A 16,828-nucleotide genomic window follows, 5' to 3' on the forward strand; every position below is an offset into this window, starting at 1 on the left:
CCTCACAGTTGCCCTTCACAGCCGCAAACATGAATTACTTTGCGTACCACCTCTTTCATCGCCTGTTTTGCTGGTTGCATATAGTGGCGGGGATCATTGGCTTTCGGGTTTTGCAGGAAATACTCTTTTAAGGCGTCGGAGAAGGCGATTTTCAGTTCGGTGGCAACATTGACTTTGCATACCCCAAGGCTGATGGCCTGGCGAATATCGCTTTCCGGCAAACCAGATGCCCCATGCAATACCAGAGGGATATCCACCAGAGCGCGTATTTCTGCCAGTCGCTCAAAATCAAGTTTAGGTTCAGCGGCATACATGCCGTGTGCCGTGCCGATAGCAACCGCCAGCGAATCAATGCCGGTGCGCGCCACAAACTCACGTGCTTGCTGTGGATTGGTGTAAAGGGCATCTTTGCTGTCTACCACTAAATCATCTTCGATCCCACCAAGGCGGCCCAGTTCTGCCTCCACGCTGGTGTCGTAGCGATGGCAAAAATCGACCACGCTTTTCACCAGCGCCACATTCTCTTCAAAGGGAAAGTGGGAACCATCGATCATGACTGAACGGATCCCTGCCATAACTTTGCTTTCGATATCGGCTAACGATTCATGATGATCCAGATGAATGGCCAGTGGCAGATTGTATTCACGAGCCAGATCGCCCGCGATCGCCACAATGTTACCCATTCCGGCATAGCTAAACGTGCCTGGTGTTCCGGCAACGATCAGCGGTGAGCGCATTTCTGCGGCGGTTTCTACCACCACCTGCAAGGTTTCCAGGTTATGGATGTTAAAGGCTGGCACGGCATAGCCTGCATGCTGGGCCTTCTGGAGCATATTTTTACTGGAAATAATGAACATAGTGGTCTCCGTTTATAACTTTCGAAATTAAAGTTTAAAATAAAAATAACCTTCGTTTTGAAAGTAATGTAACGATCATTGCCACACATGATTGTGATCATCGACACAAAAGCAGGATAATTTTTCTTAAATGAAAGCAAAAATGTGGATTTAAATTTTGTTTTGTAAGTAAATAGGAGACGTGAAAATTCTATAATTAATTGATTTTATTGTTATGTTTTCCATTGAGCATTCGGTGACGTGGTGCAAAATTGACATCCCCTGTCAGAAGTTTAAAAATGAAAGTTAAAGCACGGGATAACTTCCCGACGAAGCGGAAAAAAAGGGTATGTTGTGGCAAAACCATCTACCAGCCTGTTGAAAAGGCGTCTGGACATTGCCGAAATCGTCCGTAAAAACGGCGAAATAAAAGTAGACGATTTGGCTGAAATGTTATCGGTTTCAGGGGTAACGATCCGTAATGATCTCAATTACCTGGAGCAACAAGGCTATCTGAAACGCTCCTTTGGCGGAGCGATTTACACGGCCCAACCCGTCAGAGCAGCGGTAAGCCATGAAGTGGTGCAGTCGCAGGCGTTAGAGCATAGCGTAGAGCTGGAACTGGCTAAGCAGGTTGCCCGTCTGGTCTGCGACGACGATACCGTGTTTCTGGGGGCCGGAGAGGTGTTGCGTAAAGCGCTTCCTTTCCTGGGCGATTATCGGGATCTGTGCCTTATCATCAACGATCTTAGCCATGTTGCGCCGGCCCGTGATTATATCGATGGTGAAATTGTGTTGTTGGGCGGTGTACTGGGGCGTAGTGGCCAGGCGCTGGGGGGCGAAATCGCCATCCAATCTTTGCAACAATTTCAACCGTCATGTTGTCTGGTGATGGTAGACCATATCAGCGAGGATGGCACGCTCAACGTGAAAAACGAAAGTGCAGCTGCTTTGCTAAGTGAATGCCTGCGCCTTAGTGGACAGAGTATTGCCGTGGTGGCGCAGCGTCCGATTCATGATGTGGCGCGTTATCCGGTAGGGAAACTGAATACGCTGAGCGCGATTATTACGCCACAGATTGTCGCCGCTGAGTACCACTCACGGTTTCTGGCCGACGGCTTAACCAACAGTTATACCAATAACGAATGTCTGACCTGGATAAACCCGACCCTGCATCAGGCAAGATGAAGGACAACGCATGAACATAACAATCGCAACATTGGGTGAATTGCTCGTCGAGTTTCTGGCAAAAAAAGAGAACCAGGGATTTTCCTCTCCGGGAGAATTTTGGGGGCCGTATCCCAGTGGGGCGCCCGCCATATTTGCCGATCAGGTTGCTAAACTTGGTTTTCGTTCATTGTTGTTTAGCTGTGTTGGCAACGATGCCTTTGGCGTTATGAATATTACCCGCTTGTCGCGCGATGGCGTAAATGTACAGGGAATTTCCGTACTGCCGAACGCCACAACAGGCAGTGCTTTTGTCAGCTACCGAAGCCAGGCCCAGCGCGATTTTATTTTCAACATGCCGGACAGTGCGTGCGGTTTGCTGAGTGCCGATCACCTTGATGAAACATTACTCAGACAATATCGCCACTTTCATATTATGGGATCGTCATTATTTTCCTTTCGTTTGATCGATGCCGTACGCAAGGCGATTAGCATTGTAAAAGAAAATGGTGGCACAATTTCTTTCGATCCTAATATCCGTAAAGAGATGCTAAAGATCCGCGAAATGTCGCAGGCCTTTGAATACATTCTTGATTACACGGATTTCTTCCTGCCAAGCGATGGCGAACTGGATTATTTCGGCCTGAGTAAATCCCGCGATGAAGAGAAAATTGTCGCAAGGCTTCACAAGCGTGGAATTGCCCACGTCATCATTAAACGTGGCGCCCGTGGAGCCAGTTACTATTCAAAAGACGAACAACATCATGTGGCTGAGTATCCGGTGAAGGTGGTTGATCCTACAGGCGCTGGCGATTGCTTTGGCGCAACCTTTGTTAGCCTGTTTCTTGCGGGATATTCCGTACCCGATGCTTTAGCCCATGCTAATGCCGCAGGATCGCTGGCTATCTCTGCGCGTGGGCCGATGGAAGGCACGTCCACGCTGGCACAAATTAAAGAATTGATGATGCAGCAGAATTGAGTAAAGGTGATTAATAGGCTGTCGTTATATTCGACATACCTCAAATTGCATGTGCTGCGACTCAAATTAGTGAGAAACGTAATGTTGCGCCTGGCAGAGAATTTCAATTTATTGAATTTTAATGCTTTTATGGTGGAGTGGGTGTTTTTGCCATATCCGGTATGAACATGGCGCAGTTTATCAAACATATGAAAACATGGCCCTTAAGCCATGTTTTGCGAGGCGCTTTCCAGAATAGATCAGGTCACAGGTGCCGGGTTAAACACTGCCAGCTGGTTATGCAATCCCCACTGGTCCGAGAAAGTCTTTTTCCGGCCGCTGGCGACATCGAGAATAAAGTGAAACAGCTTCCAGCCCACATCTTCGATTGTCTCTTCACCCGTGGCGATGGTGCCTGCATTGATATCCATTAAGTCATACCAACGGTTCGCCAGCTCGGTACGCGTCGCCATTTTAATGACCGGCACCGCCATCAGCCCGTAAGGCGTGCCGCGTCCGGTGGTAAAGACCTGTACGGTAATGCCGGAAGCGACCTGCTGCGTGCCGCAGACGAAATCGCTGGCGGGCGTCGCGGCGTAAATCAGGCCGCGTTTGGTGGGGCGCTGGCCCGGCGATAATACTTCGACAATGGCGCTCTTACCCGATTTAGCGATAGAGCCCAACGCTTTTTCCACGACGTTCGCCAGGCCGCCTTTTTTGTTGCCAGGGGACGGGTTAGCGCTGCGATCGGTTTTCCCCATATCAAGATAGTTATCGTACCAGGCCATTTCATCCAGCAGGCGTTTACCCACGGCTTCGTTGATGGCGCGCGGCGTCAGAAGATGAATGGCATCGCGCACTTCGGTGACCTCCGAGAACATGACGGTCGCGCCGCAGCGTACCAACAGATCGGAAGCATAACCCACCGCCGGGTTTGCCGTGACGCCGGAAAACGCATCGCTGCCGCCACACTGCATCCCGACGACCAGCTCGGAGGCCGGGCAGGTTTCGCGCTGGCGCTGGTTCAGTTTCGTCAGATGGCGTTCGGCGACCCGCAAAATATCGTCGACCATTGATTTAAAGCCGACATGCTGCTCGTCCTGTAAACGCACAATACTGGCGCTTTCAACGGCGATGGCGGGAACATCCTCGGTGCCTTCCAGCAGCCGTTCCGGCTGCAGTTTTTCGCAACCGAGGCCAATCACCATCACTTCGCCGCCAAAATTGGGGTTGAGCGCGATATTATGAATCGTGCGAATCGGCACGACCGCCGCCGGCGCGTTGATTGCCACGCCGCAGCCGTACAGATGGTTTAGCCCTACAACGCCATCGACATTCGGATATTTGGGCAGGAGATCGCGCTCAATCACTTTCACCACATAATCGACCACGCCCGCCACACAGTGCACGCTGGTGGTAATGCCAAGCAGATTTTTGGTGCCGACGCTGCCATCGGCGTTACGATAGCCCTCAAACGTGTAGCCTTCCAGCGGCGGCAGCGGTTCCGGTACTTTGGTCGCCAACGGTAGCGTATTCAGCGGCGGCGCTTTTGGCAGTTCAACCAGCGACTCGTCGATCCAGCTTCCGCGCGGGATGTCGCGTACCGCATAACCGATGACTTCGCCATAACGGATGATTTCGCCGTGAGCGGGGATATCCGTCAGAGCGACTTTATGGCCTTGCGGAATATGTTCAGTCAGTTCCAGGCCATCCGGAAAACGTGTTCCGGCTTTAAGACCGTGGTCATTAACAATAATTGCGACATTATCGGTTTCATGTACTTTTATATAAAACGCCGATGGCGATTCCTGGCGAATTTCGATATTGGCCATTGTTCAACATTCTCCAGCCTGGATGATAGAAATAGGATTATCTATTTTGGTTATGGTTAAATCGTTAAATCTCAATATAAGAAATAAAGTTCATGCATAATGAAATAAGAATGACAGGAGTATAAATATAAGAATGTGATCCAGATCACCGCAAATTATGAAATTTTTTATGTAGGCCGGGTAAAGCGTAAATGTGTGCATTAGCGCCCAGTATCATGGGCGTATGCTCAAAAATAAGCGTTAAATAATCCCTTTTTAATGAGCGTTTGCACAATGATTATCCGCCATAGGCTGTTTATACTGAATGGCGAATTCAGTGTATCTGACGAGTTATTTGAAAATACCATGATAATAATAAAAGACGCTAAAGATATCAGAACGGTATATTGTGCTACAGGATGTGTACCACATTAGAAATAGAATGTGGAGATCCATTCTGATTTCAGATAAGCATTTTATTGTCGTTGCTATAAGTTATGGTGGCGGCATCACATGTAGAGAATTAAAGAAATAAGCGAAGGTATAAGCGATGAATAACGCTATTTTCCCTAATAAGTTTAAAGCGGCGCTGGCGGCGCAACAGGTGCAGATTGGCTGCTGGTCTGCACTGGCAAGCCCAATCACCACCGAAGTTCTCGGTCTGGCGGGATTTGACTGGCTGGTGCTGGATGGCGAACATGCGCCGAACGATGTGACCACCTTAATTCCGCAGCTAATGGCATTGAAAGGCAGCGCCAGCGCGCCTGTAGTACGTGTGCCAACCAATGAACCGGTCATTATCAAACGGATGCTGGATATTGGGTTTTATAACTTCCTGATCCCCTTTGTTGAAACGCAAGAGGAAGCGGCTCGCGCCGTCGCCTCGACGCGTTACCCGCCGGAAGGCATTCGCGGCGTCTCCGTTTCTCACCGCGCGAATATGTTCGGCACGGTGCCTGATTACTTTGCGCAGTCAAACAAAAACATCACCATTATTGTTCAAATCGAAAGCCAGTTGGGTGTCGACAATGTTGATGCCATCGCCGCAACGGAAGGCGTTGATGGCATTTTTGTTGGCCCAAGCGATCTGGCCGCCGCGCTGGGTCATCTCGGCAATGCTTCTCACCCTGACGTGCAGCAGACGATTCAACATATTTTCGCCCGCGCTAAAGCGCACGGTAAACCGTGCGGCATTCTGGCGCCGGTAGAGGCGGATGCCCGCCGTTATCTGGAATGGGGCGCGACCTTTGTCGCCGTTGGCAGCGATTTAGGCGCATTCCGCGCCAGCACGCAGAAGCTTGCCGACACCTTTAAAAAATAATCCTGGTATGGAAAGAGAGAACGCTATGACGATGAAAGTTGGCTTTATTGGCTTAGGCATCATGGGTAAGCCCATGAGCAAAAACTTACTGAAAGCAGGGTATTCGCTGGTGGTGTCCGATCGTAATCCTGAAGCGATTGCCGACGTCATTGCCGCAGGCGCGGAAACGGCCTCTACGGCGAAGGCGATCGCTGAACAGTGTGACGTCATCATCACGATGCTGCCTAACTCTCCGCATGTGAAAGAGGTTGCGCTGGGCGAGAACGGTATCATCGAAGGCGCGAAGCCGGGAACCGTATTGATTGATATGAGTTCTATCGCGCCGCTGGCAAGCCGTGAAATCAGCGATGCGCTGAAGGCGAAGGGCGTTGAGATGTTGGATGCGCCGGTCAGCGGCGGCGAGCCGAAGGCGATTGATGGCACGCTGTCGGTGATGGTGGGGGGCGATAAAGCCATTTTCGACAAGTACTACGACCTGATGAAAGCGATGGCGGGTTCCGTGGTGCATACCGGCGATATCGGCGCAGGCAACGTCACAAAACTGGCTAACCAGGTGATCGTGGCGTTGAATATCGCCGCCATGTCTGAAGCGCTGACGCTGGCGACTAAAGCGGGCGTCAACCCGGATCTGGTCTATCAGGCGATTCGCGGCGGTCTGGCTGGCAGCACGGTACTGGATGCGAAAGCGCCGATGGTCATGGACAGAAACTTTAAGCCAGGTTTCCGTATCGATCTGCACATTAAAGATCTGGCGAATGCGCTGGATACCTCCCACGGCGTTGGCGCGCAGCTCCCGCTGACCGCCGCCGTTATGGAAATGATGCAGGCGTTACGCGCGGATGGACACGGTAATGACGACCATAGCGCGCTGGCGTGCTACTACGAAAAACTGGCGAAAGTGGAAGTCACTCGCTAACGACGTTGTGCCCGGATGGCGTGTAGCGATCCGGGCCTGAATTTCAGGCTGGATAAGTGAAACGCCATCCGGCGTTGTGCAGTAACAGGCTACCACTATGAAAATCGTAATTGCCCCCGACTCCTACAAAGAAAGCCTTTCTGCCGCCGAGGTAGCGCAGGCGATAGAAAAAGGATTTCGGGAAATTTTCCCCGATGCGCAATATGTCTCTGTTCCGGTTGCCGATGGCGGCGAAGGAACGGTCGAAGCCATGATTGCCGCGACGCAGGGCGTTGAACGCGCCGCATGGGTGACCGGGCCGTTGGGTGAAAAAGTGAAAGCCTGCTGGGGAATGTCCGGGGATGGTAAAACCGCGTTTATTGAAATGGCGGCGGCCAGCGGACTGGCGCTGGTTCCGCCAGAAAAACGCAACCCTTTGATTACTACCTCGCGGGGAACGGGGGAGCTGATATTGCAGGCGCTGGAAAGCGGCGCAAGCAATATCATTATCGGCATTGGCGGCAGCGCGACAAATGATGGCGGCGCGGGGATGATGCAGGCGTTAGGCGCAAAACTGCGCGATGCAAACGGCGCGGATATCGGTTACGGTGGCGGAAGCCTTCATTGTCTAAGCGACATTGATATTTCAGAGCTCGATCCCCGTTTAAAACTCTGCGCTATTCGTGTCGCTTGCGATGTCTCTAATCCTCTGATCGGCGACAACGGCGCATCACGAATTTTTGGGCCGCAGAAAGGCGCGACCGAAGAGAACATTGTTGAGCTGGACAGAAATCTTGCTCACTATGCCGACATCATAAAAAAATCGCTGAATATCGACGTAAAGGCGGCGCCCGGCGCAGGCGCGGCAGGCGGTATGGGGGCGGCGTTAATGGCTTTTCTCGGTGCGGAATTACGCAGCGGGATCGAAATTGTCACGGCGGCACTGAACCTGGAGGAGCATATCCACGACTGTACGCTGGTGGTGACGGGAGAAGGGCGGATTGATAGCCAAAGTATTCGCGGTAAAGTGCCGATTGGCGTCGCGAATGTGGCGAAAAAATATCATAAGCCAGTGATTGGCATTGCCGGCAGCCTGACGCACGATGTAGGGATAGTGCATCACTATGGCATCGACGCTGTCTTTAGCGTACTCACGCGCATCGTGACGCTGGAGGAGGCTTTTCGGGGCGCTTTTGACAATATTTATCGGGCATCCAGAAATGTTGCTGCCGCTCTGGCGATAGGAATGCGCAGCGCAGGGTGACAAAGTCGCGCGAACCCTCTATACTTCGCGCCGAAGCTGACCAGACAGTCGCCGCTTCGTCGTCGTCCTTTCGGGGAGACGGGCGGAGGGGAGGAAAGTCCGGGCTCCATAGGGCAGGGTGCCAGGTAACGCCTGGGGGGGAAACCCACGACCAGTGCAACAGAGAGCAAACCGCCGATGGCCCACGCAAGTGGGATCAGGTAAGGGTGAAAGGGTGCGGTAAGAGCGCACCGCGCGGCTGGTAACAGTCCGTGGCACGGTAAACTCCACCCGGAGCAAGGCCAAATAGGGGTTCATAAGGTACGGCCCGTACTGAACCCGGGTAGGCTGCTTGAGCCAGTGAGCGATTGCTGGCCTAGATGAATGACTGTCCACGACAGAACCCGGCTTATCGGTCAGTTTCACTTCTTCATAAAACCCGCTTCGGCGGGTTTTTGCTTTTACAGGGCGACAGGATGAATGACTGTCCACGACGCTATACCCGAAAGAAAGCGGCTTATCGGTCAGTTTCATCTCTTCATGCAAAAAACCGTCAGTGTAAGCTGGCGGGTTTTTGCTTTTACAGGGCGGCAGGATGAATGACTGTCCACGACGCGATACCCAAAAGAAAGTGGCTTATCGGTCAGTTTCACCTCTTCATAAAACCCGCTTCGGCGGGTTTTTGCTTTTACAGGGCGGCAGGATGGATGACTGTCCACGACGCTATACCCAAAAGAAAGCGGCTTATCGGTCAGTTTCACCTCTTCATAAAACCCGTCAGTGTAAGCTGGCGGGTTTTTGCTTTTACAGGGCGGCAGGATGAATGACTGTCCACGACACTATACCCAAAAGAAAGCGGCTTATCGGTCAGTTTCATCTCTTCATGCAAAAAACCGTCAGTGTAAGCTGGCGGGTTTTTGCTTATCAGGCCGGTGAAGGGTATAGAGGTTGCAGAAGACGCCAGCGTCACTATCCGGCAATTAATTGACAGCCGTGGTGACATAATATTATTCGTTTTTGTGATGAGAAACACAAAACGCTATAGACTGCGCTCTTTTTAGTTGAAGTGAAAAGCAATCGATTTCTTTCACAAAATTACATCCTGAAAAACAGCAAGAAAGCGGTGTAAATTATTTGTTGTAAATGAAAATTAAATGTATGAAATATTTTGGTTAAAATTTTATTAAATGTTTCTTTACAAACAAATAAGGTAAAAAAATGTGACGCGTAACGGTTTTTAAGCGCATTTACCTCCGGTTTATACTTAAATTTGAGAAATTACGCTTTAAATTTAACGCTGGAATTGTCGATAAAATGTCCCGTAATTGATTGAAATATCGTCTTCATAGGATGTCGAAAATAGGAGGTAAAATAGACTGGTTATCGCCATAATATATCGTTATCCCGACCCTGTTTTTTGATTGAAATCAGACTAAGTTACTGCTTTATTTTTGCAACTTATTGAAATAATAGGTTTTATTTATTTAATAAAGACCATGTAAAAATTGCGGCAAGTTAATTTGTGAGTGGTCGCACATAACCTTTAAGATTTAATTTGCTACACTTCCTGCCGTTCACAATGTTATTTCAGAGCGGTAGATATGAATACTCTTGTTCTCCCTAAAACACAGCATTTGGTGGTCTTTCAGGAAGTCATTAGAAGTGGTTCTATCGGTTCTGCCGCAAAATCGTTAGGGTTAACCCAGCCCGCCGTCAGTAAAATCATTAGCGATGTTGAGGCCTATTTTGGCGTTGAGCTAATTGTACGCAAAAATACCGGCGTTACGTTGACCGAAGCGGGACAGGTACTGCTTTCCTGGTCTGAATCTATCACCCGCGAAATGAAAAACATGATCAACGAGATGAACAGTATGACGTGCAATACCGTTGTCGACGTCTCGTTTGGCTTTCCTTCGCTGATTGGCTTTACCTTCATGTCCGATATGATTCATAAGTTCAAAGAGGTCTTTCCAAAAGCGCAAGTATCCATGTACGAAGCCCAGCTCTCTTCATTCCTGCCGGCCCTGCGCGACGGGCGGCTGGACTTTGCTATCGGTACGCTCAGTAATGAAATGCAGCTACAGGATCTGCATGTCGAGCCGCTGTTTGAATCAGAGTTTGTCCTGGTAGCCAGCAAGTCCCGAACATGCACCGGCACCATCACACTGGAATCGTTAAAAGACGAACAGTGGGTGTTGCCGCAAACGAATATGGGCTACTACAGCGAATTACTCACCACTCTACAACGAAATGGCATCAGCATCGAAAACATTGTTAAAACAGATTCCGTCGTCACAATATATAATCTTGTTCTCAATGCTGATTTCTTAACTGTTATTCCCTGCGATATGACCACGCCTTTTGGCTCTAATCAATTTATCACGATACCAATCAAAGACACATTACCCGTTGCACGTTATGCGGCGGTATGGTCTAAAAATTATCGTATCAAAAAAGCCGCTTCAGTATTAGTAGAATTGGCTAAACAATATTCATCATATAATGGATGCAGACGCAGGCAGTTAATAGAAATTGAATGATATGGAATAAACATATTTAGCGAAATTGACGTCACCTGTTTCTTTTGAACAGTGGGCAACGGTAACTTATTTTTAATACCCAGGTTAAGAGGTTATAATGCACATTACATACGATCTCCCGGTTGCAATTGAAGATATCCTCGAAGCGAAAAAAAGACTGGCGGGGAAGATATATAAAACGGGAATGCCTCGCTCTAACTATTTTAGTGAACGTTGCAAAGGCGAAATATTTCTCAAGTTTGAAAATATGCAGCGTACGGGTTCATTTAAAATTCGTGGCGCTTTTAACAAACTTAGCTCGTTAACGGAGGCGGAAAAACGTAAAGGCGTCGTGGCCTGTTCCGCAGGTAATCATGCACAGGGCGTTTCTCTTTCTTGCGCAATGCTGGGTATTGACGGCAAAGTCGTGATGCCGAAGGGCGCGCCAAAGTCAAAAGTGGCGGCCACCTGTGATTATTCGGCGGAAGTGGTGCTCCACGGTGACAACTTCAATGACACCATTGCTAAGGTGAGTGAAATTGTCGAAACCGAAGGCCGCATTTTTATTCCGCCTTACGACGATCCAAAAGTCATTGCCGGACAGGGCACTATTGGTCTGGAAATTATGGAAGATCTGTACGATGTCGATAATGTCATCGTGCCTATTGGCGGCGGCGGTTTAATTGCAGGTATTGCCATTGCGATTAAATCGATTAACCCGACCATTAAAGTTATCGGCGTACAGGCCGAAAATGTTCACGGTATGGCGGCGTCTTATTACGCTGGCGAAATAACCACGCACCGAACGACCGGCACCCTGGCGGATGGTTGTGATGTCTCCCGCCCGGGTAATTTAACCTATGAAATCGTTCGTGAATTAGTCGATGACATTGTCCTGGTTAGCGAAGATGAAATTCGTAACAGCATGATCGCTTTAATTCAGCGCAATAAGGTTATTACTGAAGGCGCTGGCGCTCTGGCCTGCGCTGCACTATTAAGCGGGAAATTAGATAGCCATATTCAGAACAGAAAAACGGTCAGTATTATTTCTGGCGGCAATATCGATCTTTCTCGTGTATCACAAATTACGGGTTTAGTTGACGCTTAATCTTTTCGTGAGGATAGGATATGAGTACTACTGATAGCATTGTATCCAGCCAGGCAAAACAGTCGTCATGGCGTAAATCGGACACGACGTGGACGCTGGGTTTATTTGGTACCGCCATTGGCGCCGGGGTGCTGTTTTTCCCTATCCGCGCCGGGTTTGGCGGGCTTATCCCCATTCTGCTGATGCTGGTTTTAGCTTACCCCATTGCGTTCTATTGTCACCGGGCGCTGGCGCGTCTGTGTTTATCCGGATCTAATCCGTCCGGCAATATTACGGAAACGGTCGAAGAGCACTTTGGTAAAACGGGCGGGGTAGTTATCACGTTCCTTTACTTCTTTGCGATTTGTCCGCTGCTGTGGATTTATGGCGTCACCATTACTAACACGTTCATGACGTTTTGGGAAAACCAGTTGCAGATGCCAGCGTTGAATCGCGGTTTCGTGGCGCTGTTCTTGCTGCTGCTGATGGCCTTTGTGATCTGGTTTGGTAAAGATCTGATGGTTAAGGTGATGAGTTACCTGGTATGGCCGTTTATCGCCAGTCTGGTGCTAATCTCATTATCGCTGATTCCTTACTGGAACTCGGCGGTTATTGATCAGGTTGATCTCAGTAATATCGCGCTGACCGGGCACGATGGCATACTGGTTACGGTGTGGCTGGGCATCTCTATCATGGTGTTCTCCTTTAACTTTTCGCCTATCGTCTCTTCCTTCGTGGTGTCTAAGCGGGAAGAGTATGAGAAAGAGTTTGGCCGCGAATTTACCGAGCGTAAATGTTCACAGATCATCTCGCGCGCCAGTATGCTGATGGTCGCCGTGGTGATGTTCTTCGCCTTTAGCTGCCTGTTTACGCTCTCTCCACAGAACATGGCGGATGCGAAAGCGCAGAACATTCCGGTACTTTCCTACCTGGCCAACCATTTCGCCTCTTTGTCGGGGACAAAATCCACTTTTGCAACGGTGCTGGAGTATGGCGCGTCTATCATCGCGCTGGTTGCTATTTTCAAATCTTTCTTCGGTCACTACCTGGGGACGCTGGAAGGGCTGAACGGCCTGGTGCTGAAATTCGGTTATAAAGGCGATAAAACCAAAGTCTCTATGGGCAAGCTTAATACCATCAGCATGATCTTCATTATGGGGTCTACCTGGGTCGTAGCTTACGCAAACCCGAACATTCTGGACCTGATTGAAGCGATGGGCGCGCCGATTATCGCCTCGCTGTTATGCCTGCTGCCGATGTACGCCATTCGTAAAGCGCCGTCGCTGGCGAAGTACCGTGGTCGTCTGGATAACGTGTTCGTCACCCTGATTGGTCTGCTGACCATCCTGAATATTGTCTACAAATTGTTCTAATCCTCACGTTTAGCCTGCGTTCCACCCCAGGGCGCGGACGCAGGCTGACATCGACGGAGGCACTACATGAATGAATTTCCGGTCGTTCTGGTCATTAATTGCGGATCATCTTCTATCAAATTCTCTGTACTGGATGTCGCTACCTGTGATGTTTTAATGGCGGGAATAGCAGATGGAATGAATACTGAAAACGCCTTTTTATCTATTAATGGCGATAAGCCGATAAACCTCGCGCACTCTAATTATGAGGACGCGTTAAAAGCCATTGCCTTTGAGCTGGAAAAACGTGATTTAACGGATAGCGTGGCATTAATTGGTCACCGTATCGCGCACGGTGGAGAGCTATTTACGCAGTCCGTCATTATTACCGATGAGATTATCGATAATATTCGTCGGGTATCGCCTTTAGCGCCGCTGCATAATTACGCTAATTTAAGCGGCATTGACGCGGCGCGGCACCTTTTCCCGGCCGTGCGGCAAGTGGCGGTATTTGATACCAGTTTCCACCAGACGCTGGCGCCGGAAGCCTATTTATACGGATTGCCGTGGGAGTATTTTTCCAGTCTGGGTGTGCGTCGCTACGGCTTTCACGGTACGTCGCATCGCTATGTTTCGCGGCGCGCGTATGAACTGCTTGACCTCGATGAAAAAAACTCGGGTCTGATTGTCGCGCATCTGGGCAATGGGGCGTCTATCTGCGCGGTACGCAATGGTCAGAGCGTGGATACCTCAATGGGGATGACGCCGCTTGAGGGGCTGATGATGGGTACTCGCAGCGGCGACGTTGATTTCGGCGCGATGGCGTGGATAGCCAAAGAAACCGGGCAGACGTTGAGCGATCTGGAGCGAGTGGTGAATAAAGAGTCCGGTTTGCTCGGCATCTCCGGGTTGTCATCCGACCTTAGAGTCCTGGAAAAAGCCTGGCACGAAGGACATGAGCGCGCCCGGTTAGCGATAAAAACATTTGTCCACCGTATCGCCCGTCATATTGCCGGACACGCGGCATCGTTACATCGGTTGGATGGCATTATTTTTACCGGCGGTATTGGTGAAAATTCAGTATTAATTCGCCAGTTGGTAATTGAACATTTGGGCGTGCTGGGGCTTACGTTAGACGTTGAAATGAATAAGCAGCCGAATTCTCACGGCGAGCGCATTATTTCCGCTAACCCTTCTCAGGTTATTTGCGCTGTTATTCCCACGAATGAAGAGAAAATGATTGCTCTTGATGCCATTCATTTAGGCAACGTGAAAGCACCAGTGGAATTTGCATAACTTAACGGCTGTTCTGTAGAGAGATTATTTTTCATGAAGGTAAATATCGATACCAGCGATATGCTGTATGCCGAAGCATGGCGTGATTTTAAAGGTACGGACTGGAAAGAAGAAATTAATGTCCGTGATTTTATTCAGCATAACTATACGCCCTATGAGGGGGATGAATCTTTTCTCGCCGACGCGACGCCAGCGACCACGGCGCTGTGGGAAAAGGTGATGGCGGGAATACGTATCGAGAACGCGACCCATGCGCCGGTGGATTTCGATACCAACATCGCGACGACGATTACCGCGCACGATGCGGGATATATTGAAAAAGATCTGGAAAAAATCGTCGGTTTACAAACGGATAAGCCGCTTAAACGCGCTTTGCATCCGTTTGGCGGCGTTAACATGATCAAAAGTTCATTCCACGCTTATGGCCGCGAAATGGACGCCGATTTTGAATATACCTTTACCGACCTGCGGAAAACCCATAATCAGGGCGTATTCGATGTTTACTCGCCGGATATGCTGCGCTGCCGTAAATCCGGCGTATTAACCGGTTTGCCGGATGGTTATGGTCGCGGGCGCATTATTGGCGATTATCGTCGCGTCGCGCTGTATGGCATCCGTTATCTGGTGCGCGAACGCGAGCTGCAATTCGCCGATCTGCAGTCGAATCTGGAGCAGGGACAGAATCTTGAGGCGACGATTCGCCTGCGTGAGGAGTTGGCGGAGCATCGTCGCGCGCTGCTGCAAATGCAGGAGATGGCGGCGAAATACGGCTATGATATCTCCCGCCCGGCGCGGAACGCGCAGGAAGCGGTACAGTGGCTCTACTTCGCTTATCTGGCGGCGGTAAAATCGCAAAATGGCGGTGCAATGTCGCTGGGAAGAACCGCCTCGTTCCTTGATATCTACATTGAGCGCGATTTCAACGCGGGCCTTCTGACAGAGCAGCAGGCGCAGGAACTGATCGACCATTTCATCATGAAGATCCGCATGGTGCGCTTCCTGCGCACGCCGGAATTTGACTCGCTCTTTTCCGGCGATCCGATCTGGGCCACCGAAGTTATTGGCGGGATGGGGCTTGATGGCCGCACGCTGGTGACGAAGAACTCCTTCCGTTATCTGCATACCCTGCACACGATGGGGCCAGCGCCGGAGCCGAACCTGACCATACTGTGGTCAGAAGCGTTGCCGGTGGCATTCAAAAAATATGCTGCGCAGGTCTCCATCGTGACCTCATCTTTGCAGTATGAAAACGACGATTTAATGCGTACCGACTTTAACAGCGACGATTACGCCATCGCTTGTTGCGTCAGCCCGATGGTCATCGGTAAGCAGATGCAGTTCTTCGGCGCGCGCGCCAACCTTGCCAAAACGTTGCTGTACGCTATCAATGGCGGCGTTGACGAGAAACTGAAAATCCAGGTTGGGCCGAAAACCGCGCCGTTAACGGATGAGGTGCTGGATTACGACGCGGTAATGGAGAGCCTCGACCATTTTATGGACTGGCTGGCGGTGCAGTACATTAGCGCGCTGAACATCATTCACTACATGCACGATAAGTACAGCTATGAAGCTTCGCTGATGGCGCTGCACGACCGTGATGTGTATCGGACGATGGCGTGCGGCATCGCCGGACTGTCGGTGGCGGCGGATTCCCTGTCCGCCATCAGGTACGCTCAGGTGAAGCCGATCCGCGACGAAAACGGCCTTGCCATCGACTTCGCTATTGAAGGCGAGTATCCGCAGTACGGCAACAACGATGAGCGCGTGGACAGCATCGCCTGCGACCTGGTGAAACGCTTTATGCAAAAAATTAGTGTGTTGCCGACGTATCGCAATGCGGTGCCGACGCAGTCCATTTTGACCATCACCTCGAACGTCGTGTACGGGCAGAAGACCGGCAATACGCCGGATGGACGCCGCGCCGGAACGCCGTTCGCGCCGGGGGCGAACCCGATGCACGGTCGTGACCGCAAAGGGGCGGTGGCCTCGCTGACGTCGGTGGCGAAACTGCCGTTTACCTACGCCAAAGACGGTATTTCGTACACCTTCTCGATTGTGCCTGCGGCGCTCGGAAAAGAAGATGCGGTGCGGAAAACCAATCTGGTTGGCCTGCTGGACGGCTATTTCCATCATGAAGCACAGGTAGAAGGCGGGCAGCATCTGAACGTCAATGTCATGAACCGTGAAATGTTGCTGGATGCGATTGAACATCCGGAAAACTACCCGAACCTGACGATCCGCGTTTCCGGCTATGCCGTGCGCTTCAATGCGCTGACTCGTGAGCAGCAACAGGACGTTATTTCGCGCACCTTTACTCAGGCGATGTAACGTGAACGGGGCGAT

12 protein-coding genes and 1 other RNA gene are annotated in these 16,828 nt (G+C 50.4%); 11 read left to right on the forward strand and 2 right to left on the reverse strand.

Going from position 1 to position 16,828, the window contains the following annotated elements; genetic code table 11:
* Nucleotides 1–2: 2 nt before the first annotated feature.
* A complete protein-coding gene (locus LCS67_RS02850) occupies nucleotides 3–857 on the reverse strand; it encodes a tagatose bisphosphate family class II aldolase (RefSeq protein WP_000469985.1) in 855 nt (284 codons plus the stop codon).
* A gap of 333 nt (nucleotides 858–1,190) precedes the next feature.
* On the opposite strand from LCS67_RS02850, the gene LCS67_RS02855 reads away from it, so the two are divergent.
* Together LCS67_RS02855 and LCS67_RS02860 are read left to right on the forward strand one after the other, a co-directional pair.
* On the forward strand, nucleotides 1,191–2,024 hold the full coding sequence (locus LCS67_RS02855) for a DeoR/GlpR family DNA-binding transcription regulator (RefSeq protein ID WP_001118368.1): 834 nt from the start codon (nucleotides 1,191–1,193) through the stop codon (nucleotides 2,022–2,024).
* A gap of 10 nt (nucleotides 2,025–2,034) precedes the next feature.
* A complete protein-coding gene (locus LCS67_RS02860; RefSeq protein ID WP_100521892.1) occupies nucleotides 2,035–2,982 on the forward strand; it encodes a sugar kinase in 948 nt (315 codons plus the stop codon).
* 239 nt (nucleotides 2,983–3,221) lie between these two features.
* Here the strand turns inward: LCS67_RS02860 and garD are convergent, their stop codons facing one another.
* On the reverse strand, nucleotides 3,222–4,793 hold the full coding sequence (gene garD, locus LCS67_RS02865; RefSeq protein ID WP_001273723.1) for a galactarate dehydratase: 1,572 nt from the start codon (nucleotides 4,791–4,793) through the stop codon (nucleotides 3,222–3,224).
* Between the two features lie 529 nt (nucleotides 4,794–5,322).
* Between garD and garL the strand changes: the two genes are divergently transcribed.
* The 9 genes from garL (at nucleotide 5,323) to pflB (ending at nucleotide 16,813) form a co-directional block, all read left to right on the forward strand.
* On the forward strand, nucleotides 5,323–6,093 hold the full coding sequence (garL, locus tag LCS67_RS02870) for a 2-dehydro-3-deoxyglucarate aldolase (protein WP_001057715.1): 771 nt from the start codon (nucleotides 5,323–5,325) through the stop codon (nucleotides 6,091–6,093).
* Between the two features lie 25 nt (nucleotides 6,094–6,118).
* The gene (garR, locus tag LCS67_RS02875; RefSeq protein ID WP_000178106.1) at nucleotides 6,119–7,009 is read left to right on the forward strand and encodes a 2-hydroxy-3-oxopropionate reductase; all 891 of its coding nucleotides are present in this window, start codon (nucleotides 6,119–6,121) and stop codon (nucleotides 7,007–7,009) included.
* A gap of 97 nt (nucleotides 7,010–7,106) precedes the next feature.
* Nucleotides 7,107–8,252 (forward strand): glycerate 2-kinase, encoded by a 1,146-nt coding sequence (gene garK / locus LCS67_RS02880; protein WP_000706456.1) that lies wholly within the window; start codon nucleotides 7,107–7,109, stop codon nucleotides 8,250–8,252.
* 32 nt (nucleotides 8,253–8,284) lie between these two features.
* Nucleotides 8,285–8,659, forward strand: an RNA gene (rnpB, locus tag LCS67_RS02885) — RNase P RNA component class A.
* Nucleotides 8,660–9,832: 1,173 nt separating this feature from the next.
* Entirely contained in the window at nucleotides 9,833–10,771 is a 939-nt protein-coding gene (tdcA, locus tag LCS67_RS02890; RefSeq protein WP_001094907.1) for a transcriptional regulator TdcA, read from the forward strand.
* Between the two features lie 97 nt (nucleotides 10,772–10,868).
* The gene (tdcB, locus tag LCS67_RS02895; protein ID WP_000548368.1) at nucleotides 10,869–11,858 is read left to right on the forward strand and encodes a bifunctional threonine ammonia-lyase/L-serine ammonia-lyase TdcB; all 990 of its coding nucleotides are present in this window, start codon (nucleotides 10,869–10,871) and stop codon (nucleotides 11,856–11,858) included.
* A gap of 20 nt (nucleotides 11,859–11,878) precedes the next feature.
* Complete coding sequence (gene tdcC, locus LCS67_RS02900; protein ID WP_000108129.1) at nucleotides 11,879–13,210, forward strand: threonine/serine transporter TdcC; 1,332 nt, start codon at nucleotides 11,879–11,881, stop codon at nucleotides 13,208–13,210.
* A gap of 66 nt (nucleotides 13,211–13,276) precedes the next feature.
* Nucleotides 13,277–14,485 (forward strand): propionate kinase, encoded by a 1,209-nt coding sequence (gene tdcD, locus LCS67_RS02905; protein ID WP_001001855.1) that lies wholly within the window; start codon nucleotides 13,277–13,279, stop codon nucleotides 14,483–14,485.
* A gap of 33 nt (nucleotides 14,486–14,518) precedes the next feature.
* Complete coding sequence (gene pflB / locus LCS67_RS02910; protein WP_000867314.1) at nucleotides 14,519–16,813, forward strand: formate C-acetyltransferase; 2,295 nt, start codon at nucleotides 14,519–14,521, stop codon at nucleotides 16,811–16,813.
* Nucleotides 16,814–16,828 lie beyond the last annotated feature (15 nt).

The sequence above is a fragment of the Salmonella sp. A7 genome (genome assembly GCF_020181675.1).
Classification (GTDB): Bacteria; Pseudomonadota; Gammaproteobacteria; order Enterobacterales; family Enterobacteriaceae; genus Salmonella; species Salmonella enterica.

Excerpts from the sequence above, each read along its gene's own strand:
- garK (WP_000706456.1), top strand. The coding sequence starts at position 7,107 with ATGAAAATCGTAATTGCCCCCGACTCCTACAAAGAAAGCCTTTCTGCC.
- garD (WP_001273723.1), bottom strand. The coding sequence starts at position 4,793 with ATGGCCAATATCGAAATTCGCCAGGAATCGCCATCGGCGTTTTATATA.
- garL (WP_001057715.1), top strand. The coding sequence starts at position 5,323 with ATGAATAACGCTATTTTCCCTAATAAGTTTAAAGCGGCGCTGGCGGCG.
- pflB (WP_000867314.1), top strand. The coding sequence starts at position 14,519 with ATGAAGGTAAATATCGATACCAGCGATATGCTGTATGCCGAAGCATGG.
- tdcA (WP_001094907.1), top strand. The coding sequence starts at position 9,833 with ATGAATACTCTTGTTCTCCCTAAAACACAGCATTTGGTGGTCTTTCAG.
- tdcB (WP_000548368.1), top strand. The coding sequence starts at position 10,869 with ATGCACATTACATACGATCTCCCGGTTGCAATTGAAGATATCCTCGAA.
- tdcD (WP_001001855.1), top strand. The coding sequence starts at position 13,277 with ATGAATGAATTTCCGGTCGTTCTGGTCATTAATTGCGGATCATCTTCT.
- LCS67_RS02860 (WP_100521892.1), top strand. The coding sequence starts at position 2,035 with ATGAACATAACAATCGCAACATTGGGTGAATTGCTCGTCGAGTTTCTG.
- tdcC (WP_000108129.1), top strand. The coding sequence starts at position 11,879 with ATGAGTACTACTGATAGCATTGTATCCAGCCAGGCAAAACAGTCGTCA.
- LCS67_RS02850 (WP_000469985.1), bottom strand. The coding sequence starts at position 857 with ATGTTCATTATTTCCAGTAAAAATATGCTCCAGAAGGCCCAGCATGCA.
- garR (WP_000178106.1), top strand. The coding sequence starts at position 6,119 with ATGACGATGAAAGTTGGCTTTATTGGCTTAGGCATCATGGGTAAGCCC.